The 25,085-nt window shown below is 64.3% G+C and carries 30 protein-coding genes and 1 tRNA gene; 10 read left to right on the forward strand and 21 right to left on the reverse strand.

Annotation, left to right across the window (positions count from 1 at the left end):
• Positions 1 to 61: 61 nt before the first annotated feature.
• Positions 62 to 319 carry a hypothetical protein gene (locus ACP15D_RS04770; RefSeq protein ID WP_424956409.1) on the reverse strand — a complete coding sequence of 86 codons (258 nt, stop codon included), beginning with the start codon at positions 317 to 319 and terminating at the stop codon, positions 62 to 64.
• 136 nt (positions 320 to 455) lie between these two features.
• Between ACP15D_RS04770 and ACP15D_RS04775 the strand changes: the two genes are divergently transcribed.
• The 6 genes from ACP15D_RS04775 to ACP15D_RS04800 are packed head-to-tail and all read left to right on the forward strand — an operon-like array spanning position 456 to position 2,740.
• The gene (locus tag ACP15D_RS04775; protein ID WP_424956410.1) at positions 456 to 1,313 is read left to right on the forward strand and encodes a TIGR02594 family protein; all 858 of its coding nucleotides are present in this window, start codon (positions 456 to 458) and stop codon (positions 1,311 to 1,313) included.
• Positions 1,297 to 1,599: a hypothetical protein gene (locus ACP15D_RS04780; protein WP_424956411.1), complete on the forward strand. Its 303-nt coding sequence runs from the start codon at positions 1,297 to 1,299 to the stop codon at positions 1,597 to 1,599. The genes ACP15D_RS04775 and ACP15D_RS04780 overlap by 17 nt, the downstream gene beginning before the upstream one ends.
• Positions 1,553 to 1,789 (forward strand): hypothetical protein, encoded by a 237-nt coding sequence (locus tag ACP15D_RS04785; RefSeq protein ID WP_424956412.1) that lies wholly within the window; start codon positions 1,553 to 1,555, stop codon positions 1,787 to 1,789. Before ACP15D_RS04780 ends, ACP15D_RS04785 begins: the two co-directional genes overlap by 47 nt.
• Complete coding sequence (locus ACP15D_RS04790; RefSeq protein WP_424956413.1) at positions 1,786 to 2,145, forward strand: hypothetical protein; 360 nt, start codon at positions 1,786 to 1,788, stop codon at positions 2,143 to 2,145. Before ACP15D_RS04785 ends, ACP15D_RS04790 begins: the two co-directional genes overlap by 4 nt.
• On the forward strand, positions 2,145 to 2,570 hold the full coding sequence (locus ACP15D_RS04795; RefSeq protein ID WP_424956414.1) for a hypothetical protein: 426 nt from the start codon (positions 2,145 to 2,147) through the stop codon (positions 2,568 to 2,570). Before ACP15D_RS04790 ends, ACP15D_RS04795 begins: the two co-directional genes overlap by 1 nt.
• Positions 2,567 to 2,740, forward strand: coding sequence for a hypothetical protein (locus ACP15D_RS04800; RefSeq protein ID WP_424956415.1), 174 nt, complete (start codon positions 2,567 to 2,569; stop codon positions 2,738 to 2,740). Before ACP15D_RS04795 ends, ACP15D_RS04800 begins: the two co-directional genes overlap by 4 nt.
• Here ACP15D_RS04800 and ACP15D_RS04805 read toward each other — a convergent pair.
• The 4 genes from ACP15D_RS04805 to ACP15D_RS04820 all read right to left on the reverse strand — a co-directional run bounded on the left by ACP15D_RS04805 (position 2,737) and on the right by ACP15D_RS04820 (position 4,605).
• The gene (locus ACP15D_RS04805; RefSeq protein ID WP_424956416.1) at positions 2,737 to 2,964 is read right to left on the reverse strand and encodes a hypothetical protein; all 228 of its coding nucleotides are present in this window, start codon (positions 2,962 to 2,964) and stop codon (positions 2,737 to 2,739) included. The two genes, ACP15D_RS04800 and ACP15D_RS04805, sit on opposite strands and share 4 nt — an antisense overlap.
• A gap of 118 nt (positions 2,965 to 3,082) precedes the next feature.
• Positions 3,083 to 4,048: a hypothetical protein gene (locus ACP15D_RS04810; RefSeq protein WP_424956417.1), complete on the reverse strand. Its 966-nt coding sequence runs from the start codon at positions 4,046 to 4,048 to the stop codon at positions 3,083 to 3,085.
• 207 nt (positions 4,049 to 4,255) lie between these two features.
• Positions 4,256 to 4,438 (reverse strand): hypothetical protein, encoded by a 183-nt coding sequence (locus ACP15D_RS04815; RefSeq protein ID WP_424956418.1) that lies wholly within the window; start codon positions 4,436 to 4,438, stop codon positions 4,256 to 4,258.
• 92 nt (positions 4,439 to 4,530) lie between these two features.
• A tRNA-Lys gene (locus tag ACP15D_RS04820) sits at positions 4,531 to 4,605 on the reverse strand.
• 138 nt (positions 4,606 to 4,743) lie between these two features.
• Here ACP15D_RS04820 and ACP15D_RS04825 point away from each other — a divergent pair.
• Positions 4,744 to 5,727, forward strand: coding sequence for a DMT family transporter (locus ACP15D_RS04825; RefSeq protein WP_424956419.1), 984 nt, complete (start codon positions 4,744 to 4,746; stop codon positions 5,725 to 5,727).
• Positions 5,728 to 5,869: 142 nt separating this feature from the next.
• On the opposite strand, the gene tgt is transcribed toward ACP15D_RS04825, so the two are convergent.
• The 8 genes from tgt to ACP15D_RS04865 form a co-directional block, all read right to left on the reverse strand.
• Positions 5,870 to 6,994: a tRNA guanosine(34) transglycosylase Tgt gene (gene tgt / locus ACP15D_RS04830; RefSeq protein WP_424956420.1), complete on the reverse strand. Its 1,125-nt coding sequence runs from the start codon at positions 6,992 to 6,994 to the stop codon at positions 5,870 to 5,872.
• A gap of 76 nt (positions 6,995 to 7,070) precedes the next feature.
• Positions 7,071 to 8,144 carry a tRNA preQ1(34) S-adenosylmethionine ribosyltransferase-isomerase QueA gene (queA, locus tag ACP15D_RS04835; RefSeq protein ID WP_424956421.1) on the reverse strand — a complete coding sequence of 358 codons (1,074 nt, stop codon included), beginning with the start codon at positions 8,142 to 8,144 and terminating at the stop codon, positions 7,071 to 7,073.
• Positions 8,145 to 8,594 (reverse strand): DMT family transporter, encoded by a 450-nt coding sequence (locus tag ACP15D_RS04840; protein ID WP_424956422.1) that lies wholly within the window; start codon positions 8,592 to 8,594, stop codon positions 8,145 to 8,147.
• Between the two features lie 34 nt (positions 8,595 to 8,628).
• Complete coding sequence (locus ACP15D_RS04845; protein ID WP_424956423.1) at positions 8,629 to 9,021, reverse strand: DUF423 domain-containing protein; 393 nt, start codon at positions 9,019 to 9,021, stop codon at positions 8,629 to 8,631.
• A 27-nt stretch (positions 9,022 to 9,048) separates the two neighbouring features.
• Positions 9,049 to 9,522 carry a peptidylprolyl isomerase gene (locus ACP15D_RS04850; protein ID WP_424956424.1) on the reverse strand — a complete coding sequence of 158 codons (474 nt, stop codon included), beginning with the start codon at positions 9,520 to 9,522 and terminating at the stop codon, positions 9,049 to 9,051.
• A gap of 187 nt (positions 9,523 to 9,709) precedes the next feature.
• The gene (locus ACP15D_RS04855) at positions 9,710 to 10,252 is read right to left on the reverse strand and encodes a peptidylprolyl isomerase (RefSeq protein WP_424959170.1); all 543 of its coding nucleotides are present in this window, start codon (positions 10,250 to 10,252) and stop codon (positions 9,710 to 9,712) included.
• Between the two features lie 124 nt (positions 10,253 to 10,376).
• Positions 10,377 to 10,880 carry a pantetheine-phosphate adenylyltransferase gene (coaD, locus tag ACP15D_RS04860; RefSeq protein WP_424956425.1) on the reverse strand — a complete coding sequence of 168 codons (504 nt, stop codon included), beginning with the start codon at positions 10,878 to 10,880 and terminating at the stop codon, positions 10,377 to 10,379.
• Between the two features lie 151 nt (positions 10,881 to 11,031).
• Positions 11,032 to 11,730, reverse strand: a complete 699-nt coding sequence (locus tag ACP15D_RS04865; RefSeq protein ID WP_424956426.1) for an OmpW/AlkL family protein — start codon at positions 11,728 to 11,730, stop codon at positions 11,032 to 11,034.
• 388 nt (positions 11,731 to 12,118) lie between these two features.
• Between ACP15D_RS04865 and ACP15D_RS04870 the strand changes: the two genes are divergently transcribed.
• The gene (locus ACP15D_RS04870) at positions 12,119 to 12,766 is read left to right on the forward strand and encodes a Crp/Fnr family transcriptional regulator (protein WP_424956427.1); all 648 of its coding nucleotides are present in this window, start codon (positions 12,119 to 12,121) and stop codon (positions 12,764 to 12,766) included.
• 118 nt (positions 12,767 to 12,884) lie between these two features.
• On the opposite strand, the gene gyrA is transcribed toward ACP15D_RS04870, so the two are convergent.
• Complete coding sequence (gyrA, locus tag ACP15D_RS04875) at positions 12,885 to 15,644, reverse strand: DNA gyrase subunit A (RefSeq protein WP_424959171.1); 2,760 nt, start codon at positions 15,642 to 15,644, stop codon at positions 12,885 to 12,887.
• Between the two features lie 357 nt (positions 15,645 to 16,001).
• On the opposite strand from gyrA, the gene ACP15D_RS04880 reads away from it, so the two are divergent.
• Positions 16,002 to 16,763, forward strand: coding sequence for a PRC-barrel domain-containing protein (locus ACP15D_RS04880; RefSeq protein WP_424956428.1), 762 nt, complete (start codon positions 16,002 to 16,004; stop codon positions 16,761 to 16,763).
• A gap of 37 nt (positions 16,764 to 16,800) precedes the next feature.
• Here the strand turns inward: ACP15D_RS04880 and ACP15D_RS04885 are convergent, their stop codons facing one another.
• From ACP15D_RS04885 to ACP15D_RS04900, 4 genes are all read right to left on the reverse strand, one after another.
• Positions 16,801 to 17,358 (reverse strand): adenylate kinase, encoded by a 558-nt coding sequence (locus ACP15D_RS04885; protein ID WP_424956429.1) that lies wholly within the window; start codon positions 17,356 to 17,358, stop codon positions 16,801 to 16,803.
• A gap of 71 nt (positions 17,359 to 17,429) precedes the next feature.
• Positions 17,430 to 18,260, reverse strand: coding sequence for a hypothetical protein (locus tag ACP15D_RS04890; RefSeq protein ID WP_424956430.1), 831 nt, complete (start codon positions 18,258 to 18,260; stop codon positions 17,430 to 17,432).
• Positions 18,261 to 18,507: 247 nt separating this feature from the next.
• Positions 18,508 to 19,011, reverse strand: a complete 504-nt coding sequence (locus ACP15D_RS04895) for a single-stranded DNA-binding protein (RefSeq protein WP_424956431.1) — start codon at positions 19,009 to 19,011, stop codon at positions 18,508 to 18,510.
• Positions 19,012 to 19,259: 248 nt separating this feature from the next.
• Positions 19,260 to 21,299, reverse strand: a complete 2,040-nt coding sequence (locus ACP15D_RS04900) for a pentapeptide repeat-containing protein (protein WP_424956432.1) — start codon at positions 21,297 to 21,299, stop codon at positions 19,260 to 19,262.
• Between the two features lie 224 nt (positions 21,300 to 21,523).
• On the opposite strand from ACP15D_RS04900, the gene ACP15D_RS04905 reads away from it, so the two are divergent.
• A complete protein-coding gene (locus ACP15D_RS04905) occupies positions 21,524 to 21,898 on the forward strand; it encodes a YkgJ family cysteine cluster protein (protein WP_424956433.1) in 375 nt (124 codons plus the stop codon).
• 88 nt (positions 21,899 to 21,986) lie between these two features.
• Here ACP15D_RS04905 and ACP15D_RS04910 read toward each other — a convergent pair whose 3' ends face one another.
• The 3 genes from ACP15D_RS04910 to ACP15D_RS04920 form a co-directional block, all read right to left on the reverse strand.
• Positions 21,987 to 23,312, reverse strand: coding sequence for a dicarboxylate/amino acid:cation symporter (locus ACP15D_RS04910; RefSeq protein WP_424956434.1), 1,326 nt, complete (start codon positions 23,310 to 23,312; stop codon positions 21,987 to 21,989).
• A gap of 81 nt (positions 23,313 to 23,393) precedes the next feature.
• Complete coding sequence (locus tag ACP15D_RS04915) at positions 23,394 to 24,638, reverse strand: FAD-dependent oxidoreductase (protein ID WP_424956435.1); 1,245 nt, start codon at positions 24,636 to 24,638, stop codon at positions 23,394 to 23,396.
• Positions 24,635 to 25,081 carry a hypothetical protein gene (locus ACP15D_RS04920; RefSeq protein ID WP_424956436.1) on the reverse strand — a complete coding sequence of 149 codons (447 nt, stop codon included), beginning with the start codon at positions 25,079 to 25,081 and terminating at the stop codon, positions 24,635 to 24,637. The genes ACP15D_RS04915 and ACP15D_RS04920 overlap by 4 nt, the downstream gene beginning before the upstream one ends.
• Between the last annotated feature and the right edge of the window lie 4 nt (positions 25,082 to 25,085).

Genomic DNA, 25,085 nt, shown 5'->3' on the forward strand with positions numbered 1-25,085 from the left:
AGCGGCGAATCGGACGCCCCCTAACGCCTATCCACTGCTTTCCAGCCCGCTGGGGCCACGCTCACCACGTCTGATAGTCGGCGCGGTCCTCGTCGTGCTCGCGCAGCTCGTCGGGGCTGAGGTCGCGATACTCCCACGCGTCGCCGGACCGGCGGCGCATCACGTGCGTGAAGAGCCGGCGCTGCCCGTCGACGTCAACCGGCCGCCATGCCCACCAGCGGCTCCATATCTCCGGGGCCGCACGGAAGGCGACCAAGATCCACAGGATGGCGAGCAAGCCCGTGCTTAGAACGACGGTCGTGTAGAGATCAAAAGCCATTCTGTCCCCCCGGATTACGCTGGTCCTGCACCCTAGCTCCAGCTCGCGCCAGCCGCCAGCCCTACGGGTCGCCACTGCTTTCCAGCGCCTATCATCGCCCCAGACTGAACGGGGCCAGAACGAGGCAGGGCGAGCGATGTCGGCAACGCCGTGGATGGAATTTGCCGGGGAGCAGGAAGGCGCCAGCGTCGCCGAGATCGGCGGCCCCCAGGCGCACAAGTCGATCGTCGCCTACTTCGCCGCGATCGGGCGCCCCGACATCACCTCGGATGAAATCGCCTGGTGCGCGGCGTTCTATTTCTGGTGCCTGATGAAGGCAGGCGTCGACATCTCGTCGGTGCCCAAGGACAAGATCCTGCTGGCGGTCTCGGGGCTGCTGCTCGGCACGCGCATCGACGGGCCGCGCTACGGCGCCGCCCGTATCTCGAAGCGGTACGATAGGAGCGGCAAGGTCGTCGGCCACCACATCGCCTTCGTGAAGAGCTGGACGGCAACGCGCGTCGAGTTGCAAGGCGGCAACCAGAGCAACAGCGTCTCGACGGATTGGTTCAAGCGCAGCGCCTCCGACGTCTACATCTGGCCGCCGGCGCCGGCGAGCGTGCAGGAGGTGGCGGCCGTCTCGCGCATCGCCGATGCCGCCGGCGACGTGCGCAAAGATGCCGTCAAGCTGGGCTCCACCCAGGGCGTCGAGAACATGGTTCCCAAGCCGCCCGATCAGCTGCCCGGCGTCGAGGCGATCGCCAACCACGCCGGCGCGTTCAAGTCGACGGTGTTGAGCCTGCAGGATTTCGCGCTGTTCTCGTGGGGCAAGGTCTGGTGGATCGCCGCGGCGCTGGCCCTGTTCTGGCTGGTGCGCATGGCGTGGAACGCCGGCTGGATCAGATGGTGGCGCGCTGAGGATCACAACAGCGGCAAGAGCGTGATCGCCGAGGCGCCGGCCGCGGCAACCGACGATCCCGCGCTGTGGGAGGCTGACAATGTGGAAGCTGCTTAGCGGCGCGGCCGATTTTCTCTTCGACGGCTGGGGCAAGGCGCTGCTGGGCGCCGGCCTGTTCGCCGCGATGTTCACCTGGTGGCAAGTCGACCGCGCGTCTCAGCGGCACGTCGGGCGGCTCGAGGAGCGCCTCGAAAATCGGAGACAGGACGATGAAGCCGTCAAGAAAGCTGATCAGCTGGGCGCTGCTTCTCGCGACCCTCGCGTGCGCGGGGTGCGAGACCCTTACGCCGGGCCTGATGTCGGGCGCGACCTCGCCGGGCCTCAAGTCCCCACCGGCAACTGACGCCGGCGCCAAGCGGGCTTATCCGCCGATCCGTTACAACAACTACTGCGAGGCGCAGCAGGGCATCGCAGCCTTCAACTCGCGCGTCACCGGCAAGGTCTACAAGGCGCCGTGCGATATCGAGGCGCCGCCAACGCCGAAGCCGGAGGAGAAGCCGAAGGCGCCAGCTCAGGAGCCGGGCACGGCATGAGCCACGACCTGCTTGAGAACCGTGTCGGCGAGGTCGAGAGGGAGCAAGCCCGCCAGGGTGCGCGCCTCGAGCGGATCGAGCTCGACATGTCGAAGGCCAATGCCGGCATCGACAAGCTGCTCGAGCGCGATCAGAAGCGGCCGCAGGCGATCACCTGGCCGGCGATCGCCGGCGTCGCGTGTGGGCTGGCTGCGGTCGCCACGGTCGGCTGGTGGCTGATCGGGTCCGCACCCGCAGTGCAGGATCTCGATCGCCGTCTGAGCAAGCTTGACGATCCCGATATCGGCCGCGTCCGCGTGCTCGAGCGGCGCATCGACAAGCTCGACGGCTGGCAGCCGAACGTGGTGAGGAACTGATGGACTTGAAGCCGAACGCCCAGGAATGCCTGCTGCAGCTTTTCCTGCAGGGGCCAACCTGGGACGGGAACATCGTCAGCAAGGACGGCCGCGCCGAGCTTTTCCAGCTCAATCTTGCCGCGCGCACCGAGGGCTGGACGTATCTCACGGCAGAGGGCGCGCAAGCGGCATTGGCGCTGCGGTTCGATGTCGAGAAGGACAGACGCGAGCGTCAGCGCCGCAAGGCCGGTGTGCCCGTCTATCACATCGCGTTCGACACCAAGGACATGAAGACGAAGATCCGCGCGGTACGCGTCGAGATCTCCGAGGAGTTCGTCGACGCGGAGGAGTTCGACGATCGCCAGTTCAACATCGGCCTCGCCGATGACAAGCATTATCTGGCGCTGCAGCGCTACGTGAAAGGCAATCCCAGGAGGGACCGATGAACGCTTCGCAAGTCAGAGGTGTGCTGTACGACGTCGCCGCGCTCGCCGCGCTGGCGGCCGCCGGCGTGGCCGTGCTCAAGGCCTTCGGCATCGGCGTGCCGGTGCAGGGCTCGATCGAGACGTGGACTTACGTTGCCGTCGCCTGCGCCGCGGCGAAGCTGGCGCGCTAGTGAACCGCTGGGTCGCCCTGCGCGGGAGCGGGGGTTACGCCCTGCGTGGCTTGAGTGATCAGGTTATTCAGAAGCTCGCTGAGCTCCTTCGCGTTCCCGATGTGCAGGACGACCGCTGAATGGTGGGCGTCGCCGTTGGGGGTGGCCTCACCAAACTCGATCTTGACGTTGCCTTCGGGCATGACCGTCACGTTGAAGCGATTTGCGTACTGTCCAACCGGCATCGGGTGTTCCCTCTTAGTTGCCAAAACATAATTGCAACGATCCCATCTACGTGATTCGTCTGGAAATGAAAAAGGGGCCGACGATCGCCAGCCCCTCTCCCCGCTTCTGCTTTCCAGTTTACACTGCCGCTCGCTGGTAGCGCCAGGCTGTCGCCCGTGGCAGGCCCGTTGCGGCCCTGACCTCGCGCGGCTCGGGCTCGCGGCCGTGCTCGCGGCGGTAGGCTGCAACGAAGCTCACCACCTTCGCCCGCGCTTCGCGCTGCTTGCGGTGCGCCGGGAGCTCGTCGCGCTCGTCGACGTCAGCGCGGTCCGCTGGCGGCGCCGGCGGCGGCGGCAGTGCAGGAGCCTCGGCGATGACGACGGGCGCCAGCGCCTTCGCCTCGAGGCGGCGGCGACGGCGTGCGGCGATGCGGGCGAGGCCGATATGCCAGAAGGCGATGTCGCCGACCTCGAGGATGAACGCCACCACGTTCGGGTCGATCAGGTTGAGCGCCTTGACGATGGTGCCCTGCTCGACCGTCACCGCGGGGAACAGCGTGGCGAGCGCGGCGAGGTTCGTGTTCTTGACGTTGACGGGCACCGGAGCCGGCGCGTCCTGCAGCTTGGCGTCGGCGGCGTCGACGGCCTTCTGCGCGTCGTCGACGGCGAGCTTCTCGCGCTTGCAGATGCTGCAGCGCTTGGCGTCGCGCTCGGCCTGCAGCTTCGCCTTCGCCGTGGCGAGATCCGCGACGGCCTGGTCGTAGGCCGCCTGGGCGCGCTCACGGCCGCCATTGTGGCTCTGAGCGGTGAGCGTAGACGTCTGCTGCGCCTCGGCCGAGCGGCCGGCGGCGGAGCTGAGGCAGTAGTAGCCGCCGAGCGCGGCGATCAGCACGAGCACGCCACCTTCGACCAGGTGCCACGCCTTGAGCGCGTTGGTGGCCATGACGCCGGCGCCGATGGTGACGATCAGCACGATGATCGCCAGCGCATGGTCGAGCGTCAGGCCGGTGTGTTGGATGTCGCGAAGCAGGTAGGCGGCGGTGCCGGCGGAGCAGAGCGCACCGAGCGCAATTGCTCCATACCCCGAAGGGGTGTATGTAGTCATGAAGGTCTCCGTAGGTCAGATCTATGGACGACTTAGGCCCGGCGCGGTGTTCCACCACTGCGACGGGCCGAATTGTTTTAGGCTTGTTCGGTTAAAAAATCTAGTGCTGTCAACACAGCAGCGCATTCGCTTGAGGATCTTTCTCAAGCTCGGCTGTGCATAACCAGACATTCGGCGCTAGCAGAAGCACGACGAGTCCTCAGCGCTCTAGCTGAACAGCTTCAAGTCGACAGGGTTCTCATGCCCGCAATCCGGGCAGGGCACGATCGCTTGCTTCTTACCGCCAACTTCACGGATCTGGATCTTATTGTCCCCGTGCGATGTCATCGACCCACCGCTGAACGAGAAGAGTTTGCGATTGCATTTGGCGCAATGAATTTTTTTCGGCATCGAAATCTCCAAAAGTCTCACGCCTTGGAGGCATCCCGTCGGAAAAGTCTCACGTGTTCCTGGGGTGTTCCAGGCTATCAATTTGAAATCATTGGTGAGCCCGGATGGGATCGAACCATCGACATCCTGATTAAAAGTCAGGCGCTCTACCGCTGAGCTACGGGCCCCCAAGGGAGCCGTGCTTTTAGGCGGCTTGCCCCCCAAAGGTCAAGACGACCGGGCGCCCCAAGCCATGCCCCGCGGGCTTCTCCCCTGTGCGTTTTGGCCCTTAGTCGACGTGCCCGCGCTGCGCTAAAGAAGCACGCATGGATCAAAGGACCGGAACAGAAGCCGCCCCTCGCGAGGCGGACGGGCACGTGCACCCCGGCGCTCAGGCGCCGCGCGAAACGCTCATCCCTGCCGCCGACCGTCTCAAGGCGATCGGGCTCATGTGCATTGCCGTCACCCTTTTCTCCGCCCTCGACACCTCGGCGAAGTACCTCGTCACGCACGCGCACCTGCCCGCGATCGAGGTCGTCTGGGCGCGCTTCCTCGGCCAGTTCACACTGATGCTGACGCTGCTGACCGCCATGCCGCTGTCGGCGCTCCTGCACACCAGAAAACTGAAGCTCGAACTGACGCGCTCCTTCCTCATGGTCTCGACCACCGCGTGCAACTTCATCGCCCTGCGCCATCTGCGCCTCGACCAGACCGTGTCCGTCACCTTCCTGGCCCCGCTCATCGTCGCCCTGCTCGCAGGCCCCTTCCTCGGCGAATGGGTCGGCTGGCGCCGGCTCATTGCAATCTTCGTCGGCTTCATCGGCGTGCTCATCGTCGTGCATCCGGGCTTCGGCGCCCTGCACCCAGCCTTTGCCGTCTCGTTCACCGGCATGCTCGTCTATTCGTTCTTCATGATCCTGACGCGCTATCTCGCCGCCTACGACAAGCCGATCACCATGCTGTTCTATTCGATCCTCATCGGCACCTTCGCACTCGCGCCCTTTGCCATCTGGCAATGGGTCTGGCCGCAGAGCTGGAGCGAATGGCTGCTGCTGTCAGGTCTCGGCGTCTTCGGCGGCGTCGGGCATTACCTTTTCATCCACGCCTATCGCCTCGCGCCCGCATCGAGCGTCGCGCCGTTCCTCTACGTGCAGCTTTTGACGATGGTGGCATTCGGCTTCGCCGTGTTCAGCGACATGCCGGACGTCTACACGCTTATCGGCTCTGCGGTGATCATCGGCTCGGGGATCTACCTTCTGCACCGCGAGAACAAGCTGCGCGCCGAGGTCGCCCCCACCGACCCACCCTGACCGACCGAGCGCCGACACGCCTCGTGGTCGCCCTCTCTTGGCCGCCGAAGGCGGCAAGGCGCCAAGGGCGCCCGGCGCGAGCGCCGGCCATCAACAGAGCAGCCGGCCTGTTGAGCGAAGCCTCGCGCAGCTCGTGTCAGGCCTACTCGATCTTACTAAGCGTTTCTTCCGCCCAGGCATCGAAGCGATCCTCGGCAATCGCCGCGCGCATCGCCGCCATCAGCTCCTGGTAGAACGCCGTGTTCACCCACGACAGCAGCATCGCGCCCAGGAACTCACCCGAGCGAATGAGGTGATGCAGGTACGCGCGTGAATAATCGCGCGCGGCCGGGCAAGAGCTTTGCGGATCGAGCGGCGATGGATCCTCCGCATGTATAGCGTTGCGCAGGTTCACCTTGCCGTTCCAGGTGAAAGCGAGACCATGGCGTCCATTGCGCGTCGGCAGCACGCAATCGAACATATCGACCCCGCGCTGCACCGACTTGATCAGGTCGGACGGCGTGCCCACGCCCATCAGATAACGCGGCTTCGTTGTCGGCAGATGCGGCAGCACACCTTCCAGCGTGCGCAGCATCAGCTCTTGCCCCTCGCCCACGGCGAGACCGCCGACCGCGTAGCCGGGGAAATCCATGCCAACCAGCGCATCGGCCGAGCGCCGCCGCAACTCCGCATCCGTCCCGCCCTGCACGATGCCGAACAGCGCCTGCCCGGGCGCCGCCCGCGTCTCGAATGCGCGCTTCGCCCGCTCCGCCCAGCGCAGCGACAGCTCCATCGCGCGCTCCACCTCACGCGGCTCCGCCGGCAGCTCGATGCATTGGTCGAGCTGCATCTGAATGTCGGAGCCGAGCAGGCACTGGATATCGACCGCGCGCTCCGGCGTCAGCATGTGCCGGCTGCCGTCGATGTGCGAGCGAAAGCGCACACCCTCTTCGCTCATCTCGCGGATCTTCGACAGCGACATGACCTGAAAGCCGCCGCTGTCGGTGAGGATCGGGCCATCCCAGCGCATGAACGTGTGCAGACCGCCAAGCCGCGCCACACGCTCCGCTCCGGGGCGCAGCATCAGGTGATACGTGTTGGCCAGAACGATATCGGCCCCGGCCGCCTTCACTTGGTCGAAGTACAGCGCCTTCACCGTGCCCACGGTACCGACGGGCATGAAAGCCGGCGTGCGCACAACGCCGTGCGGCGTCGTCAGCAGGCCGAGGCGCGCCGCCCCGCTCTGACTTTTCAGCTCGAACCCGAAACTCGCCACCCGCTCCTGCATCGCTTATCGCTTTGGCCTTTTTGATCCGCGCACAGCAACTGCCATGTCTCATGGCACCTGTCACGCGGGCGGGCGGTTAATCCGCCCGGAACAACAACGAAGAGTCACCGTACGAATAGAACCGGTAGCCTTGCGCAATCGCATGTGCGTAGGCCGCCTGCATCCGCTCCAGCCCGGCAAACGCCGACACCAGCATGAACAAGGTCGAGCGCGGCAGATGAAAATTCGTCATCAGGATATCGACCGACCGGAACCGGTAGCCTGGCGTGATGAAGATGTCGGTCGAGCCGCTGAATGGTTCAAGTTGACCGCCAGCCGACGCTGACTCCAGCAGCCGCAACGACGTCGTCCCGACGGCAACGATGCGCCCGCCGCGCGCCCTTACCGCCTTCAGCGCCGCCACCGTCTCGGCACTCACCTCGCCCCATTCCGAATGCATCTTGTGGCCGGCGGTGTCTTCGGCCTTCACCGGAAGGAACGTCCCCGCCCCCACGTGCAGCGTCACGAAGTGCTTCTCGATGCCCCGTGCCGCGAGGGCTTCGAAAAGCTTCGGCGTGAAATGCAGACCAGCCGTCGGTGCAGCGACCGCGCCATCGTGCGCGGCGTAGACGGTTTGATAGTCGGCCCTATCCGCCGCCTCGACCCCGCGCTTGCCGGCGATATACGGCGGCAGCGGCATCTCGCCCACAGCGGCAATCGCCGCATCGAGATCGGGACCGGAAAGATCGAACGCGACGTCGACCTCGCCTGCATCGCCGCGCCCTTCGACGGTTGCATCGAGCGCGCCCTGCATGCACATCTCGCCGCTATGCCCGAAGTGCAGCCGGTCACCGGCCTGCAACCGCTTCGCCGGCCGCGCCAGCGCACGCCAGCGATTGGCACCGAGCCGCTCGATCAACGTCAGCGCTACGTTCGCCGTTAGATCGCCGCGGCGACGCACGCCTTCGAGCGCCGCTGGAATGACCCGCGTGTCATTGAAGACAAGCGCATCGCCGGCGCACAGCAGCCCCGGCAAGTCTCGCACCCCGCGATCCTCGAACGGGCCGGCACCATCAGGGACGACGAGCATGCGCGCACTGTCGCGCGGGCTGGCCGGATGCAGCGCGATGGCCGCCTCGGGTAATTCGAAATCGAAAAGATCAGTTCGCATCTAGGTCAAGCGGATCAGCAGCGCCCCGGCGAGAAGCAGCGCAGCGCCGCCGACGCGGCCGACGGTGATCTCGCGTACGGCAAGGCCGAAGTAGCCGAAGTGATCAAGTATGAGCCCACCGACGAGTTGCCCCGTCACGATGAAAGCCATCGTGGCCGCCGTGCCGAGCTTTGGCGTCAGGATGATCGTGATCGTCACGTACGCTGCACCAAGGCAGCCCCCGGCGATGAACATCCAAAGCGGAGGCGCGCGCCAAGCGATGGCGACGCCCTGCGCCACGGACGAAGCACTCGCCAGCACCACCAGGACAACCGCGCCAGCAATGAACGAAGCCGCCGCCGCGGCAAGGGGAAAGCCCAGGTCCCGCGCAAGATGCGCATTGATTGGCGACTGCAGAGCGATGAACGCACCGGCCAGAACGCCGGCAAGCCCCCAGACGAAACCCATCATGCGCTATCGTCTCCTTGCGACGGGTATCCCTCCGTCAACCGCGCCCTGAGAAGAGCTCCCAAGCGCCGCCGATCGCCACGACGAGCCAGCCGACGATCATTGTCGTTCCGCCCGTTGGAGCCGCCATCGGAAACAGCCGGTCGCCCGTAAACGTCCTGAGCGCGATGTCTCCGCTGAACAGCGTCGCCCCGGCCAGCAGCAGGAACGCGGCAAGCAGAAAGATCCCCGGATGCGACGCCCGCGCCGCAACCGCAATGATCGCCGCCGCGGCCGTCGCATGCATGATCAGGAAGTACGCCGGCGGCGTCAGTGCGGAAAGATCGCTGCCATGCGCTCCAGCAGCGGCAAGCGCCACGCCCGCCGCCCCCGCAAGTCCGGCATAGACAATGAGTGCTGCGCCCATCGTGCTCAGGCTGGAAGCTTCCATGACAAGTCCTCTTTCCGCACTCTTTGTTTACGCTGCGTCCGCGGCGACTTTCACCGAGACCATCCGGTCCGGATTCTGCACCGGCTCGCCGCGCTTGATCTTGTCGACGTTCTCCATGCCCTCGATGACCTTGCCCCACACGGTATACTGGCCGTCGAGGAAGGTCGCATCGTCGAACACGATGAAGAACTGGCTGTTGGCGCTGTCCGGGCTCTGCGCGCGCGCCATCGAGCAAACGCCACGCACGTGCGGCTCGCGGTTGAACTCGGCCTTGAGGTTCGGATAGCTCGAGCCACCCGTGCCGACACCCTTCGGGCAGCCGGTCTGCGCCATGAAGCCTTCGATCACGCGATGGAACGGGATGCCGTCGTAAAAGCCTTCGCGCGCCAGCGTCTTGATGCGCTCGACGTGCTTAGGTGCAAGATCGGGACGCAACTCGATCACCACGCGGCCCTGCGTCGTCTCGATGATGAGTGTGTTCTCCGGATCAGGCGTCGCCATGGTTGTCTCCAAGCTTGGGGGTTGAGGCTGGTAGCGGGGTTAGGGTTTAGGGGGTCGCGCCCGCGGGCGCAAATACCGTGCCCGCGGCCTTCCGACCATTCATGCACGCTTGTCGGCGCGCACGCGTACGCCCCAGCGCTCTGGCGAGCGCTCCCGCCAGACAGCCAGGAAATGAGCGTCCGCGCCGTTACTTCTTGGCGTCGGACTGCAGGTAGACCTTTTCCATGATGTCGGGCACCGCCGGCGGCTCACCCTTGGCGATGTTGTCGACGGCGTCCATGCCGTCGATCACCTGCCCCCACACGGTGTACTGGCCCGTCAGGCTCGAGCACCCCGTATCGTTGAAGCAGATGAAGAACTGGCTGTTCGCGCTATCAGGGTCCGCCGTTCGCGCCGCGCCGACCGTGCCGCGCTTGTAAGGCTCAGCCGAAAACTCGGCCGGCAGGTCGGGATAGTTAGAGCCACCCGCGCCGCTACCCAGCGGATCGCCCGTCTGCGCCATGAAGCCATCGATCACGCGGTGGAATTTCAGGCCGTCATAGAAGCCTTCCTTCGCCAGCGTCTTGACGCGCTCGACATGCTTGGGCGCCAGATCCGGACGCAATTTGACGAGAACATTCCCGTGCTTGGTCTCGATCACCAATATGTTGCCGTCGGCGCTCGCCTGCTGCTGGTCCGAGCACGCCGCGCCCGCAAGCGCAAAGAACGCCAGCACGAGGCAAGTCAACATCCGCATGGGGCTTCCCTTCCCGTAGTTTCTGCTGAAAGCACAGAGCGGCGGCATTCGAGCATCGACCGCTTTCCGTGTCGATTTTACCGCTCCTTGCCGCGCGTGCAACGACGCCGTGCCTGGACTAGCCCTTTTGCAGCGCTTTCGCCTTCAACTTCGCAGCAACGGCGGGCGAAACGAACGAGGAGGCATCGCCCCCCATTTCCGCGATCTGGCGCACCAGATTCGCTGCGATATGCCCAACCGAGGGGGTCGCCGCGAGGAACACCGTTTCGATGTCGGGTGCCATGGCAGCGTTCATGCTGCCCATCCGCACCTCGTAGTCGAAGTCTGTCGCATCGCGCAGCCCGCGCACGATCACTCCGGCACCTGCAGCGCGCGCAGCATCGACCGCCAGCCCGCCAAACGTGGTGATGTCGATCTTGACGCCCGACTTGTCCGCAATGGCTTTGGTCTCTGCCTCCAGCATCGCCACCCGCTCCGCCACCGAAAACAGCGGCCGCTTGGCGTCATGCGTGCCAACCCCGATCACCAGCCGATCGAACAGCCGGCAGGCGCGCGCGATGACGTCCGTGTGCCCGAGCGTCACGGGATCGAAGGAGCCGGAATAAAACCCGATGCGTTGCATAGAGGATCGACACGGCTTGAGTTGCACAGACCGCGCGACATCGCGGTACTGCAGCCTACAACAACCGCGTAGCCTATCGGCGTAAACAAAAAGAACGGGCGGGGCCTTCTGGCACCCGCCCGCTCGATTAATGGCTTCGCCTGGAACCGGCTTACTTCAGCGGCTCGACCGAGCGCGACCCGAAGAGGTCCGACAGGTTGAAGCGATAGCCAAGGTTGGCGGTCACATACAGCGGGTCGAGGTCGTGCTTGGCGGAGACGCCGTCGTACGTGCCACCGCTATAGGTGAGCTTCGTGTCCAGCCAGGCCTTCTTGACATCGACGCCGAGCGACCAGCCCTGGCCGAGGTCGTAGTCGACGCCGCCCTGCAGCACGAAGCCCCAGCTGTCGTCGAAATCGACGCTGCTGCCAGCGAGGTTCGACTTCTCGTCGAAGTAGTGGATCCACTGAACGCCAGCGCCCACGTAAGGCTTGATCGGTCCCATGCCGTCGAAGTGGTACTGCGCCGTCAGGATCGGCGGAAACACCCACGTCGAGCCCAGCTTGCCGAGGCTGCCAAGGGTGCCCGACTTGCCGTCCACGTTCACCTGGGCGAAGCAGCAGAACAGCTCGACGGACCAGTTGTTGGTGAGATAGTAGGTCAGTGCCAGCGTCGGGATGACCGTGTCGTTGACCTCGGCGGTGCCAAGACCGGCCGGCGTCGTCGACGTCGTGTTGTCGTCGAAGATAATGCCCGTCACGCCCAGCTTCGCCTGGAAATTGCCGTTGCTGTCACCGGCCCGAGCGGGCACTGCCGCCATCACACCCATTACCAGCGCGGCTGCGCTAATCCAGATCGTCTTTGCTCGCATCGTCGTGCCCCTTTTCCCGGCCCCGCTTCCGCGCCCCCACGGCGTTCGACTCGGGACCAAATCGATGTGCACAACCTTCCCCTAAACCTGTGAATTGCCGAGGGATTAATCGGCACCTGTACTGACGAATATCAGCGATCCCGTCGCTCGATCAGAGCCTGTGGCGCGCCCGACACGAAATGGTTGACGCCGCTCAAAAGCGCCCTGGCAACTTCGCCGCGCGGCCTTCTGGTCGCACGCCCCCCGGCTTTGATCAGGATCAAGCCCGGAAACGGCAATGCCGTGCACACTTGAACACATGACAATCCTTGATAGCAGCGCGCACGCCGTGAGCCAGCATCAGCCATCCCAACGTCTCGGTCCCCGGATCGGGGAATCGGAAACAGCCATGCGCGAGCATGCGACGCCTGTGCGCGCGCGTCGCCGACAGCGACTGGCGCTCGATCAGGCGCCCGCCGAGACAGTCTATATCGTCCGATCCGGACTGCTCGGCATCGAAGCGTCCCCTCCCGGAAAACACCGGCAGCTGCTGGAGTTGTTCTACCCGGGTGACATCATCCGCCGCGCGCTAGTGCCTGATCTTCCCGGACTCACTCTTACCGCGTTGAGCGTCACCGAAGTCTGGCGCCTTCCCGCCCGCAGCTTCGATTCGCTGACGGCCGCCAACCCAGATCAGATCGGCCAGACTCAAAAGCGGCTCGCCGAGCAACACGCCCGCGCAACGCTTCACGCGTCGATCATCGGCGGCCTGAGCGGCGATGAGCGATTCGCCTCGCTCCTCATCGAACTGGGTCTGCGCCTCGGCATGCGCGGTCCCGCGGGGATCTCGTTTGATGTGCCCCTGTCGCGCACCGACGTCGCCGACTACCTGTCGCTCAATCCCGACACCCTGAGCCGCATTACGTCGCGGTTCAAGTCACGCGGGCTGCTGCAGCACGCCCGCAACGGGCACACCGTGCTTCCGGCTTGGGATGCGCTGGTGGAGGCAAGCCCGATCGCGGCCACGCTGCAGACGCTGCACGCTCCCAGCGCCTGAGCCACCTACGCCCGTCCTGGTCCGCAACTTAACCTCTCCCTGAAGGGAGAGGTCGGCCACGATCGACAGATCGCGGCCGGGTGAGGGGCTCCGGCTACTCGAACACCTCCTGGGCCCGCTATTCCGTTGCGGGCGTCTCGCCGACGCCCGCTTCGTCCTCGCCGTCCTCGGGCTCGCTGCCGTCGTCGGGGATGCGCTCGACCGAAACAACCTTCTCGCCGTCCGTCTTGAAGATACGCACGCCCTGCGTGTTGCGGCTCGCGATGCGCACGTCGTTGACTGGGCAGCGGATGAGCTGACCGCCATCCGTCACCAGCATGATCTGGTCGCTGTCGACCACCGGGAACGAGGCCACCAGCGGTCCGTTGCGGTCGTTGACGACCATGGCAACGATGCCTTTGCCGCCGCGCCCCGAGATTCGGTATTCGTACGACGACGACCGCTTGCCGAAGCCGCGCTCCGACACAGTCAGAACGAACTGCTCTTTGGCTGAAAGCTCGGCGAAGCGCTCCGGCGTCAGCTCGGCAGCCGCGGCCCCGTCGACCTCTTCCTCGTCCGCATCCGCCGTATCGACAACGTCGTCAGCAATCTCATCGCCCTGTGCTCGGCGCAGCATGTTGGCCTGCTTCAGGTAGGCGGCGCGCTCTGGCGCGTCGGCATCGACGTGCGTCAGCACCGTCATCGAGATGATCTGGTCGCCGTCGTCGAGCTTGATGCCGCGCACGCCATCGGAGTCGCGCCCCTTGAACAGACGAACCTCGTCCTCAAGCAAGAAGCGGATGCAACGCCCTTTTGCCGTCGTCAGCAGCACGTCGTTATCGGGCGTGCAGATATTCACCGACACGATCTGATCGCCCTCGTCGAGCTTCATCGCGATCTTGCCATTGCGATTGATATTCTCGAAGTCCGACAGCGCATTGCGGCGCACCCTGCCCGAGCGCGTAGCGAACGCCAGTTGCAGCGTGCCCCACGTCTCGGCGTCCTCGGGCAGCGGCAGGATGGAGGTGATCACCTCGCCCTGCGCCAGCGGCAGCAGGTTGACCAGCGCCTTGCCCACCGCCTGCGGTGTCGCCGCCGGCAGGCGCCACACCTTCATGCGGTAGCACATGCCGCGCGATGAGAAGAACAGCACCGGCGTATGCGTCGAGGCGACGAACAGCGTCGTGATGACGTCTTCCTCGCGCGTGCCGGCGCCAGAACGCCCCTTACCGCCACGCCGCTGCGCCCGATACGTCGCCAGCGGCACGCGCTTGATGTAGCCCTTGTGCGAGACGGTGACGACGACGTCCTCGCGCTGGATGAGATCCTCGTCCTCGACGTCGCCGTCCATCTCGAGGATTTCGGTCTTACGCGGCGTCGCGAACTCTTCCTTGATGGCCGTCAGCTCGCCCACGACGATATCGACGATCCGCCGGCGCGAAGCCAGAATGGCGAGATATTCGCGGATCTCTTCGCCCAGTTTCTTCAATTCGTCGGCGATCTCGTCGCGCCCCAGAGCCGTGAGGCGTGCAAGGCGCAAATCGAGGATCGCCTTGGCCTGCTCTTCCGAAAGCTTGTAGGTGCCCTCGGTCGAAACCTTGTGCCGCGGATCGGCGATCAGCTCGACGAGCGGACCGATGTCCCGGGCCGGCCAGTCGCGCGTCATTAACTGCTCGCGTGCGTCAGCCGGGCTCGCCGCATAACGGATGACCTTGATCACCTCGTCGATGTTGGCGACAGCAATGGCAAGGCCAACCAACACATGCGCACGATCCCGCGCCTTGTTCAGCAGGAACTTGGTCCGCCGGCTCACCACATCCTCGCGGAACGCGGTGAAGGCCTCGATCATATCCTTGAGGTTGAGCTGCTCAGGACGCCCGCCGGTGAGCGCCAGCATGTTCGCGCCGAACGACGTCTGCAGGTCGGAATAGCGATAGAGCTGGTTCAGCACGACGTCCGCAACGGCATCGCGCTTCAGCTCGATGACGATGCGCATGCCTTCGCGGTTGGTTTCGTCCCAGATGTCCGAGATGCCCTCGACGCGCTTCTCGCGCACAAGATCGGCGATCTTCTCGATCAGCGTCTTCTTGTTGACCTGATACGGGATGGCGGTGACGATCAGCGCCTCGCGATCCTTGCGGATCTCCTCCACCTCGACCCTGGCACGCATCAGGATCGAGCCACGCCCCTTGTGGTACGCGGCGAGAATTCCGGCGCGGCCGATGATCAGGCCGCCCGTCGGAAAGTCCGGCCCCTGAACAATCCCGCACAGTTCGTCGATGGTGATCTCGGGATTTTCCAGCTGCGCCAGGCAAGCGTCGATGACTTCGCCAAGATTGTGCGGCGGGATGTTCGTCGCCATGCCGACAGCGATACCGCCAGCGCCATTGACCAGCAGGTTCGGAAACTTTGCCGGCAGCACCGACGGTTCGAGCAGACGGTCGTCGTAGTTCGACTTGAAGTCGACAGTGTCCTTGTCGAGATCGTCGAGCAGATACTGCGCCACCTTCGACAAACGCGCCTCGGTGTAGCGCTCGGCCGCGGGCGGATCGCCATCGACAGAACCGAAGTTTCCCTGGCCGTCGATCAACGGCACGCGCATGGAGAATTCTTGCGCCAGACGCACCAGCGCATCGTAGATCGCGAGGTTGCCGTGCGGATGGAAGTCGCCCATCGTGTCGCCCACGACTTTGGACGACTTCATGTGCTTCTTGTTCCAGTCGAGCCCCAGCCGCTGCATCGCGTAGAGAATGCGGCGGTGCACGGGCTTCAGACCGTCGCGGACATCGGGCAGCGCGCGCGAAACGATAACGCTCATCGCGTACTCGAGGTACGAGCGCTTCATCTCGTCCGAAATCGTCACGGGGCGGATGTCGCTCGGCTGTTTGCCGGCCGGCATCTGGTCGTCGGTGCTATCAGCCACGATTTATTTGGGTCCGCTTCAACAGCGCGACGCACGCCTTTTGGGGGCGTGCGTCGGCAGGGTCAGAATCTGCCGCAAGGTTACCCCAAACGCCCCCGCCGATGCAATGTGCGCGACGCTTTGTGGCACGGTTCTCAACTTCATAATTTTCATCGCCAAATCATCAACTTATTGGCCGACTTTATCCTCACAACCCTTCCCCTGCCGCCCCGCATTGGACTTGAGAGCGTCACACTCTGGCGCTACATGCCTGCCCGCGCCAACGTATGGTTAATCCTACGCGGGGGCACGGGCGCCGACGACGGGCCCGTTCGAGAACAACAGGAGAGTTAGATGCAAAGAGGTGTGTTGGCCCTGGCGGCCGTTGCGGCGTTCTGGACGCTGCCGGCAATTGCAGACCCGGCCATCCCCCAGGACGTGTTCGTCACCACGCAGGGTGAAGGACAGTATCTCGCCAAGGACCTGCTCCTTGGCGCCAAGGTTCACAATAAGGATGGCGCCATCATCGGCGACGTCGAAGACCTCATCCTCAACGCCAACAATCAGATCGAAGGCGTGATCCTGGGCGTCGGCGGGTTCGCCGGCTTCGGCGAGAAACGCATCGGCGTTGCCCTCCCCGCGCTGCAGATCAAGAACGAGAGCGGCGTCGTCATCGTCAGCCTGCCGGAAGCCACCAAGGAAACGCTCGACGCGCTTCCGGCCTTCGAGCGCAAGCAGCCGCCGAAGTCGCTTCTCGACCGCGCGATCGAGAAGGCTAAGGAGCTGTCCGACAAGGGCACGGTGACGGCGAAGGACGCTTACGAGAAGGCCAAGGAAGAGGCCGGCCCGGCGCTCGAGAAGGCTGGCGAAGCGGCCAAGAAAACCTACGAGGAGAGCGTGAAGCCCGCGCTCGATAAGGCCGGCGAAGCAACCAAGGAAGCCTACGACGCCGCCAAGGACGCGATGGCTCCCAAGCCTGAAGCAACACCGGCTGAAACGCCGCCGGCCGCAGAAGCTCCCAAGACCGAGGCTGCGCCAGCGGCACCCGCCGAAACGCCGACTGAGACCCCGCCGGCCGAAGCCCCGAAGGACGCTGCTCCCGCGCCCACGCCATAAGCACGGCTCCCACGATCGAAGCTTCGAGAGCCCCGCCTCAGTGCGGGGCTTTTTTTCTATGCTGATGCAGTTTGTCGAGAACCTCAGCCACAAGCTCCAATTCGGATTTGCATCCGTCGACGCGAAGAGTGGGAGCAGTCTGCGCTGCCAGCCACGCCAAATGGCGGTGAAGACTGCGGCTCGTAAAGGTTGGGTCATCGTAGCGCGACGCCCACTCGGCGAACGCCTTGTGGTTCTCGTGCATGTCGTTCCCGGGCAGAATTCGATCCCCGTAACGCTGTTTTTCCCGCTTCTCCAGCCGTGCCATGCGCACGGGCGTTGGCGTGATCACCATCACGATCAGATCGACCGTCGATATGAGACAGTCTCCCCACCCGTCGAACGAACCTGACAATACCCAAGCTCCGTCCCCGAGTGCCGCGCCAATCATCTGCACGCGCTCGTCTACTGGACGCTTCTCGGTAAAGGGCGGATCAGTCGGCATCCAGTAGAAGTCGTCGCAGTCGACGTGCACGGCGTGCAAAGCCCTCGCAAGGCCTGCGCCGAGCGTCGTAACGCCTGAGCAGGACGCACCAGTCAGATAAATCCTGCTCACGGCAATCCCCCAAAAACGAAAGAGCCCGGCGGTGAGACCGGGCTCTCGAAGTCAACCAAGTCGAAACCCAATCAGCGGCCGAGGACGCAGACCGTCGCCGGGCCCTTGATCATGTTCAGCCCGAGCGTCTGCCGATACGTCAGGTCGACACGATCGATCACGCGACGCTCGCCACGCAGATCGAGCGCAGGCGTCTCGTCGCCATCGCCGATCTTCTTGCGCACGACGATCTGGTCGGGCGGCCCGCGCTCGTAGACGACCGTGAGGTCGATGAGTTCGATCTTGCTGCCGCGTACGCTTAGTTTGATCGCGCTGAAGCGTCCCTCGCGGCGACCAACGCGGATCGTATCCCGGTCAGGCTTGAGGCCCACCTTGCTGCAGCCCAGTTCTTCCCAGCGCGCAACCGGCGGCGGCGGAGGAGGAGGCGGCAGGTTCTTCAGTCCGAACACGGCGACCTTGGCTCGCCCGCGGAAGCCCGGACGCGAGCGGTAGACGACCTCGATGCGGTCGATCAGGCGATCGCCTCCGACCAGATCGATCGGCCGGGTGCGGTCTCCGGCACGGAGGCGCTGGCGCACGCGAACGTCTTGCGGCATGCCACGCTTGAAGAACACCTTGAGATCGAGGATCTCGACGTCATTGTCGCGAACTTCCAGCAAAATCTTGCTGAAGAACCCTTCGCGGCGGCCGACGCGGATGACATCGCGGTCGACACCGAAGCCGACGGCCTGCTCGCCCAGCATTTCCCACTGCTCGCGCATGGGCGGCGGCGGCGGCGGCCCGCGGTCGTGACCTGGAGGCGGGCCCCTGTCGCGGTCCCGCGGCTGAGCCGACGCAACGTCGGCGGTAACACCAAACGCAAGCACTGCAAGAAGTGGCGCCATCGTGGATCGCCAGAACATTATCTTCACTCCCCTATGTTGCGCCCGCGACCGGTGCCGTCGGGCGGCAAAAGCAATGCGGGTCATCAGCGACGAAATTGTGATAGCTGCGTCAACATGAATGCAGGCTGCACGTGAGCAGCGCAGCATTAACCCTTCACGCCGCAGCCAAAACCGGTCGAAGCGCGTGTGCCCCGTCGGAACAGCCAACGGCCACGAAAAAACCCCGGGGAAACACCCCGGGGTCGAAGTACGGGAGTAGCGTGGCTCAGAACGGAATTTCGTCGTCCAGCTGCTTGTCGAAGTTACCGCTGCTCTTTGCTCCGCCCCCGCGCGGGGCCGAGCGAGCCGGAGACGCGTCGGAGTAACCGCCCGTGTCGCCAGCGTAATCTGACTGACCGCCCTCGCTCATGCCGCCCGAGCGGCCGTCGAGCATGGTGAGATTGCCGTTGAAGCCCTGCAGCACGACTTCTGTCGAGTAGCGGTCCTGACCCGATTGGTCCTGCCACTTGCGCGTCTGCAGCGCGCCCTCGATGAAAACCTTGGAGCCCTTGCGCAGGTACTGCTCGACGAGCTTGCACAGGTTCTCGTTGAAGATCACGACCGAGTGCCACTCGGTCTTCTCGCGCCGCTCGCCGGTCGCCTTGTCGCGCCAGGTATCGCTCGTGGCGATGCGCAGGTTGGCGATCGGACGGCCATCCTGCGTGCGGCGGATCTCCGGATCCTTGCCCAGATTGCCGACCAGGATCACCTTGTTGACCGAACCAGCCATGCCGTCACTCCTCGCATTCCGTGGCGCCAAGCGGGCGCCAAAAAGCCCTCAAGCTCCTCACCCGCCGCATCAGCCATGATGAGTCGCACTCGCAACCTTAGTTACCCTATCGCGCGGCCCGAATACGGGCCGGGGCGAGGTTTGCACATGATTGTGTGTACGCGTTCGCTATATGTTCTTAAGCTAGGGCAGAATTTGCGTCTCTGCAAGGGGCAGGAGACCACAAAGGCGGACGCCTGCAAGCGCGCCTAGTTGCGCACGGTTTCCGCGGTCGATGAGAGCTCGCGCATCACCTTCTCAGGCATGGTGCTCGAGGCCGGGCATGACGTCGCCCGCAGTCCGTCATAGACCGCCACCACATCGCCGCGGAACTGAGGCGCCAGCGCCCGCCGCGCGATCCCCGTGGCAACGCCCCCACTGCTCCACCGCGCGCTGCACATCAGCTTGGTCAGGTACGTCGTCAGGTCGACGGTATAGTTCAGAGCCGGCGGTACCGGCGAGGCGCCGATCCAACTCTGCCAGCGCTGCTGGTCGAGCGAGCCGCTCCACTTTGCGTCCTCCGCCGCGACCTGTGCCACGAACTCCTGGCTGCGCTGGCGAAGATCGGGATCGGCAATTTGCTCCATCCGCCCCATCATCGCCGCCCGCTCTTGCTCGTCGGGCGCCCGCACCATGAGTTGGCTCAAGTCGGTAAGACCGGTCGAATCCCACGTCGGCGGCTGCGTCATCCATACGGCTGCGCCCCGGAGGTCGCTGCCGGTCATCTTCATGCCGGTCATGTCGACGCCGAGCAGACGCGCATTCTGCAGGCTGGCGGCTTCGATGCTGGCGTCACGCAGCACCGCACCATCGAGCCGGGCGAAATTCAGCAGCGCCCCCTGTAGCGATGCGCTGGAAAAATCAGCCAGCTGCAACTGCGCCCCCGTGAGATCGGCACCCTGCAGCGAGGCGTTTAGGAAGTTGGCTCCCTGCGCCCTCACCCCGCCGGTGAGTTCTGCCTTGTCCAGCCGCGCGTTCGACAGCGAGGCTCCGACGAGCGTGGCGTTGGAGAGGTCCGCCCCTTCGACGTGCGCCTCATCCAGCTTGGCCCCGTTGAGGTCGATCCCCCACAGCTTCGCCTGGCCCAGCTTGGCGCGACTGAAGTCGGCTCCCCGCGCCGAGGCACACCGCCCTTTTACCCGATCATCGCTCAGCATCACCACGTCGGGTTCTGCACATGACAGCGATACATTATCCAGATTGGCGCCGACGAGGCTGGCCCCATCGAGCTTCGCGCCCGTCAGGTCGGCCCCGGAAAGGTCGGAGCGGTCGAGCTTGGCAAAGCGCAGATCGCGCCCCCGCAGCCGCATTGATTTTTCGGTCCCATCGTCCCGGTCCGCGACGAGATCGGAATCGGTGACGACGAGATTGCGCCGGAAGATCCCGAATAGCGCTCCGTCCGACGAAGCGCTGACGAACGGCAGCGCAAAGCCGCCGCCCTGCTGCACCTTGCCAGCCTCGGCCGGCGAGACCAGCGCCGTCAGCCGCTGCCCAATCCGGTCCAGCCGCTCACCCGGCACGGTCGCCGAGAAATATGACAGATAGGCAGCCACCGCCAGAACCAGCACCGTCGCCACCACGCTCAGCGGATGCGTGATCGTGGAGCGCAGAAATGCCAGGAAAAACGAGGTTTCCGCCCGCATCAGGAACACGCCGATCAAAAGTATCCCGGCGATATCGAGCGTCAGGAAAATGCGGTTGATCCACGTGGTGGTGACGTCGTGATAGGGCAGAAACGCCACCTGCATGTAGAGCAGCAGCACCACCGGCAGGATGACGATGGTGAGCCACGAAATGAGGTTGAGGAACCCGCTCATCACTGCCGAGCGTTGCGGACCCGCCAGCGCCTGAACCAGAAAGAAATTGTGCAATTCGAGCCGCAGCGGGTGCGTGCGCTTGTTCGACAGCTCCAGATAGCGGATCGCCTGGTCGAACTCGAGCGCCTTGCGCGCCAGCAGCACCAATTGTGACAGTATCCCCAGATGGAACAGCACCAGTACGATCGGCGCAAACTGGAAGAATTGCTTGAGCTGGATCTTCACCTGCAGGATCGGCAGCTGCACCGGCGTTTCCAGCAGCAGCGCCTCGTGCGTGACGCCGGCGACCGCAATCACCAGATACGTCATGATGGCGAGGAAAATCAGCCAGCCGGTATGCGCGGTGTCGCTCGAGCTGTTCACCGCCTCGAGCAGACTGTAGGGATTGACCGGCGTCTCGGTTTCGGGAGAAAGACGAGCCCTGTCCGTCATGCAGTGACACCCCCACGCTGAACGCGTGCGAACTACGCAGACCTTATGGGAGAAAGTGTGACATCTGGCGCGCGCTTTTCCTTCGCGCGTGACAGAACCCCATCATCCCCCTTGCTCTTTCCCCATGCTGCATTGCATGAGTCAAGCAAGAGTCGGCACCATCGCGACTCTCGACGTCCGTAGCGGCCCAAGGGTGGCCGAAACACCGCAGGAGAGCACCCCGCGTGAGCGCCGCTCAGTATAACTGCCGCAAATGCCCCGGTTATTGCTGCTCATACCCGCTCATCCCCCTGGATAAGCGCGATGTCGAGCGCCTGGCCCGGCATCACAACATGACCTTCGAGGCGGCCAAGCAGGCCTTTACCAAGGAGGACCATGGCCGCAAGTACGCCATGCGGCGCAAAAAGGATGACATTTACGGCCGCATCTGCCGCTTCTTCGACACCAAGGAGCGCTGCTGCACGATTTATCTGGCGCGCCCGGCCGTGTGCCGGTCATTCCCAGGCGGCGGCCGCTGCGGCTACTACGACTTCCTCTCCTTCGAGCGCCGCGCTCAGGAGGACGAGAAATTCGTCGCCCTCACCAACCACGAGGACTAGCCCCCTCATCTGTCATCCCGGAAGCCGACGCCTAGCGGAGGCTATCCGGGACCCAGCGCCTACGTGGCGCTGCCTCGTTCTTAAAGGGCTACCCCGTCGTCACGGCCGTTTCGACGTCCGACAGATCGATCCGCCGCGCAAGCCCGCGCGCCAGCTTCTCGCGGTCGAGCTCCCCTTCCCACGCCGACACCACGATCGTCGCAACGCCGTTGCCGATGATGTTGGTGAGCGCCCGACACTCGCTCATGAACTTGTCGATGCCGAGCACGATAGCCATGCCCGGCACCAAGGCCGGGCTGACCACCGCAAGCGTTGCCGCCAAGGCGACGAACCCCGCGCCCGTCACACCACTCGCCCCCTTCGACGTCAGCATAGCGACACCGAGGATTACGAGCTGCTCGCCGAACGTCAGCTCCACGCCCAGCGCCTGCGCGATGAATAAGGTTGCCAGCGTCAGATAGATGTTGGTGCCATCGAGATTGAACGAATAGCCGGTGGGCACGACCAGGCCCACCACCGACTTCGAGCACCCCAACCGCTCCAGCTTCTCCATCAGCTGCGGCAGCGCGCTTTCCGATGAAGACGTGCCCAGCACCAGCAGCAGTTCATCGCGGATGTAATTGAGGAAGCGGAAGATGGAAAAACCCGCCGCCCGCGCGATCAGGCCCAGCACCACCACGACGAACAGCGCCGACGTCACATAGAACGCCGCGATGAGCCCGGCGAGATTGCCCAGCGCCGACGGGCCATACTTGCCGATCGTGTACGCCATGGCGCCGAACGCACCGATCGGCGCCGCCTTCATGATCACGGCGATCACGCCGAAGAACGCGTGCCCCATATCATCGACCAGCGCCCGCACCGTATGCCCGCGTTCGCCCAGCACCATCAGCGAGAACCCGAACAGGATCGAGATCAGCAACACCTGCAGGATCTCACCATCGGCAAACGCGCCAACGAGACTGTTCGGAATGATGTGGAGGACGAACTCCACCGTCGACTGATGCGTCGCGCGGTTCGCATAGTCGGCAACAGCGGCAGCATCGGTCGTTCCGGAAAATCCGTCCCCCGGGCGCCACACATTGCCGACCACCAGCCCAAGCACCAGCGCCAGCGTCGACACCAGCTCGAAGTAGATGAGCGCCTTCACGCCGACGCGCCCCACTTTCTTCGCGTCCTCGATGTGCGCAATGCCCGACACCACGGTGCAGAAGATGATCGGCGCGATCGCCATCTTGATCAGCTTGATGAAGCCGTCGCCGAGCGCCTTCATCCACGGGCTTTCGGCGACGTGCGGCGCAAGCCAGCCGACCATGAACCCAAGTACAATGGCGAAGAGAACCTGCACGTAGAGCAGCCGGTAGAACGGCCGGCGCTTCGGCTTCACGTCCTGCCCCGCAACCGCCTCGGCCATCATCGCCCCCCGCTGGCTTCCCGTCAGGGCGATCTAAGCAATTCGCCCTGCCACCGGCAATCCTTCACCGCAAATCGCGTCTCAGGCAGCCGGTCCCGCCGGCGATTGCACATGCTCCGGCCTGATCCCGACGCCCACGATCCGCGCCGGGATGCGCTGCAGCAGCGGGGTCCGCCCCAGCAATCGCAACGCCCACGGCACCTGCAATGGCGCCGTCGAGCGTAGAACAGGCTGCGCGAAGCGGTTTTGTGCCAACACCTGAAGACGCTGCGTCACCCGCGTTGGCAGCGTGCGCCGATGCTGGACCTTGGCGAGATCGAACGTCGTCAGCGTTCCATCTTTCAGCGGCTTCCATAGAATATTGGCCGCCGCCACTGCATCCTGGATCGCAAGGTTGATCCCGACGCCCCCCACCGGCGACATCGCATGCGCCGCATCGCCGATGCACAACAGCCCCGTCCGGTACCACGTGCGCAGCCGATCGATCTTGACGCTGAGAAGTTTGACATCGTCCCACGTCTGCAATTCGTCGACACGCCCGGCAAGGAACGGAAGCGCCGCGGCGAGCTTTTGGCGGAATGCCGGCAATCCAGCTGCCTTGATCCTGTCCGCACCTTCCTTGGCAATAACATAGGCGATCTGGAAGTAGTCGCCCCGATCCAATACGGCGATGAAGCTGCCGGCATTGAGATGACCGCCGGTCTCAGGATCGCCGGGCTTGCGCGAGATCCGCATCCACAGAACGTCGATCGGCGCGCCGACGTCCTCGACCGGAAGACCAGCCTTGGCGCGGACCGTCGAACGACGCCCATCGCAGCCCACCGTCAGCGCCGCATTGACGTCGATCATTCCGTCCGGCGTCAATGCACGCACGCCCGCTATCCGGTGACGATCGCGGATGAGGTCCACGACGTTCGCCTGCATCACCAGTTTGAAGTTTGCATACGCCCGCGCCTTCTCTGCGAGAAAATCGAGGAAGTCCCATTGCGGCATCAGCGCGATGAACGCATGCCGTTTCGGCAGAAACGAGAAGTCGGCGAAGGCGACGTCTTCTCCACCGATCTCGACCGACACCTTCTGCACCTTGTTGTGCGGCAGCTTCAGCAGCTCGTCCAGCAGACCCAGTTCGTCCATCAACTGCAGCGTCGAAGGATGAATGGTGTCTCCTCGAAAATCGCGCAGGAAGTCGGCGTGCTTCTCCAGCACCACCACGTCGATGCCCGCGCGCGCCAACAGCAACCCCAGCACCATCCCCGCCGGACCACCGCCGACGATACAGCACGTGGTATCGAGACGTTCGGCTGGGGATGCTGCATCGGCGTTCATCGGTTGAACCCACAAGCCTGCATCAATCCCTCGAAGCGCTGTTCCGATTCCTTCTCGACGGCGTTCACTTTTTCCGGTGCGACGCCGCTTTCCATCAGTCCCTTGGTGATGGCGACAACCTTGCTCGCGCTGCCTTCGAGACTAGCCGTCAACACAAGTCGCAAGAAGCGCGAAAGATCCGTGCCGGCCTTATCGGCGAGACAGCTGCAACTGTCCTGCTGCTTCGACACGTTACGCTTCTCGCACGCATCGAGCAGTGCCTGCCGCTCCTCGGGCGGATAGCTGCCGCCGATCGCGAGGTCGGCTTCCGTCACCTTCACACTTTCAATGCCGCTCGCCCAATAGACGACGCCGACGATCGCAACCGCGCCGGCGATGAACAACACGCCGAAAATGAGCAGCCCCCACTTCAGCACCGTCAGCTGTCGCGATGCATTCGCCATCTCA

This window comes from Hyphomicrobium sp. 1Nfss2.1 (assembly GCF_965243865.1).
Taxonomy (GTDB): Bacteria; Pseudomonadota; Alphaproteobacteria; order Rhizobiales; family Hyphomicrobiaceae; genus Hyphomicrobium_A.

Coding starts and splice junctions, on each gene's coding strand:
- ACP15D_RS04840 (WP_424956422.1), bottom strand. CDS start 8,594: ATGATGGGTTTCGTCTGGGGGCTTGCCGGCGTTCTGGCCGGTGCGTTC.
- ACP15D_RS04775 (WP_424956410.1), top strand. CDS start 456: ATGTCGGCAACGCCGTGGATGGAATTTGCCGGGGAGCAGGAAGGCGCC.
- ACP15D_RS04800 (WP_424956415.1), top strand. CDS start 2,567: ATGAACGCTTCGCAAGTCAGAGGTGTGCTGTACGACGTCGCCGCGCTC.
- ACP15D_RS04805 (WP_424956416.1), bottom strand. CDS start 2,964: ATGCCGGTTGGACAGTACGCAAATCGCTTCAACGTGACGGTCATGCCC.
- ACP15D_RS04770 (WP_424956409.1), bottom strand. CDS start 319: ATGGCTTTTGATCTCTACACGACCGTCGTTCTAAGCACGGGCTTGCTC.
- ACP15D_RS04900 (WP_424956432.1), bottom strand. CDS start 21,299: ATGACGGACAGGGCTCGTCTTTCTCCCGAAACCGAGACGCCGGTCAAT.
- ACP15D_RS04870 (WP_424956427.1), top strand. CDS start 12,119: ATGCGCGAGCATGCGACGCCTGTGCGCGCGCGTCGCCGACAGCGACTG.
- queA (WP_424956421.1), bottom strand. CDS start 8,144: ATGCGAACTGATCTTTTCGATTTCGAATTACCCGAGGCGGCCATCGCG.
- ACP15D_RS04910 (WP_424956434.1), bottom strand. CDS start 23,312: ATGGCCGAGGCGGTTGCGGGGCAGGACGTGAAGCCGAAGCGCCGGCCG.
- ACP15D_RS04890 (WP_424956430.1), bottom strand. CDS start 18,260: ATGTTCTGGCGATCCACGATGGCGCCACTTCTTGCAGTGCTTGCGTTT.
- ACP15D_RS04845 (WP_424956423.1), bottom strand. CDS start 9,021: ATGGAAGCTTCCAGCCTGAGCACGATGGGCGCAGCACTCATTGTCTAT.
- ACP15D_RS04780 (WP_424956411.1), top strand. CDS start 1,297: ATGTGGAAGCTGCTTAGCGGCGCGGCCGATTTTCTCTTCGACGGCTGG.
- tgt (WP_424956420.1), bottom strand. CDS start 6,994: ATGCAGGAGCGGGTGGCGAGTTTCGGGTTCGAGCTGAAAAGTCAGAGC.
- ACP15D_RS04855 (WP_424959170.1), bottom strand. CDS start 10,252: ATGTTGACTTGCCTCGTGCTGGCGTTCTTTGCGCTTGCGGGCGCGGCG.
- ACP15D_RS04850 (WP_424956424.1), bottom strand. CDS start 9,522: ATGGCGACGCCTGATCCGGAGAACACACTCATCATCGAGACGACGCAG.
- ACP15D_RS04865 (WP_424956426.1), bottom strand. CDS start 11,730: ATGCGAGCAAAGACGATCTGGATTAGCGCAGCCGCGCTGGTAATGGGT.
- ACP15D_RS04795 (WP_424956414.1), top strand. CDS start 2,145: ATGGACTTGAAGCCGAACGCCCAGGAATGCCTGCTGCAGCTTTTCCTG.
- ACP15D_RS04825 (WP_424956419.1), top strand. CDS start 4,744: ATGGATCAAAGGACCGGAACAGAAGCCGCCCCTCGCGAGGCGGACGGG.
- ACP15D_RS04915 (WP_424956435.1), bottom strand. CDS start 24,638: ATGAACGCCGATGCAGCATCCCCAGCCGAACGTCTCGATACCACGTGC.
- ACP15D_RS04785 (WP_424956412.1), top strand. CDS start 1,553: ATGTCGGGCGCGACCTCGCCGGGCCTCAAGTCCCCACCGGCAACTGAC.
- coaD (WP_424956425.1), bottom strand. CDS start 10,880: ATGCAACGCATCGGGTTTTATTCCGGCTCCTTCGATCCCGTGACGCTC.
- gyrA (WP_424959171.1), bottom strand. CDS start 15,644: ATGCCGGCCGGCAAACAGCCGAGCGACATCCGCCCCGTGACGATTTCG.
- ACP15D_RS04880 (WP_424956428.1), top strand. CDS start 16,002: ATGCAAAGAGGTGTGTTGGCCCTGGCGGCCGTTGCGGCGTTCTGGACG.
- ACP15D_RS04790 (WP_424956413.1), top strand. CDS start 1,786: ATGAGCCACGACCTGCTTGAGAACCGTGTCGGCGAGGTCGAGAGGGAG.
- ACP15D_RS04815 (WP_424956418.1), bottom strand. CDS start 4,438: ATGCCGAAAAAAATTCATTGCGCCAAATGCAATCGCAAACTCTTCTCG.
- ACP15D_RS04920 (WP_424956436.1), bottom strand. CDS start 25,081: ATGGCGAATGCATCGCGACAGCTGACGGTGCTGAAGTGGGGGCTGCTC.
- ACP15D_RS04810 (WP_424956417.1), bottom strand. CDS start 4,048: ATGACTACATACACCCCTTCGGGGTATGGAGCAATTGCGCTCGGTGCG.
- ACP15D_RS04895 (WP_424956431.1), bottom strand. CDS start 19,011: ATGGCTGGTTCGGTCAACAAGGTGATCCTGGTCGGCAATCTGGGCAAG.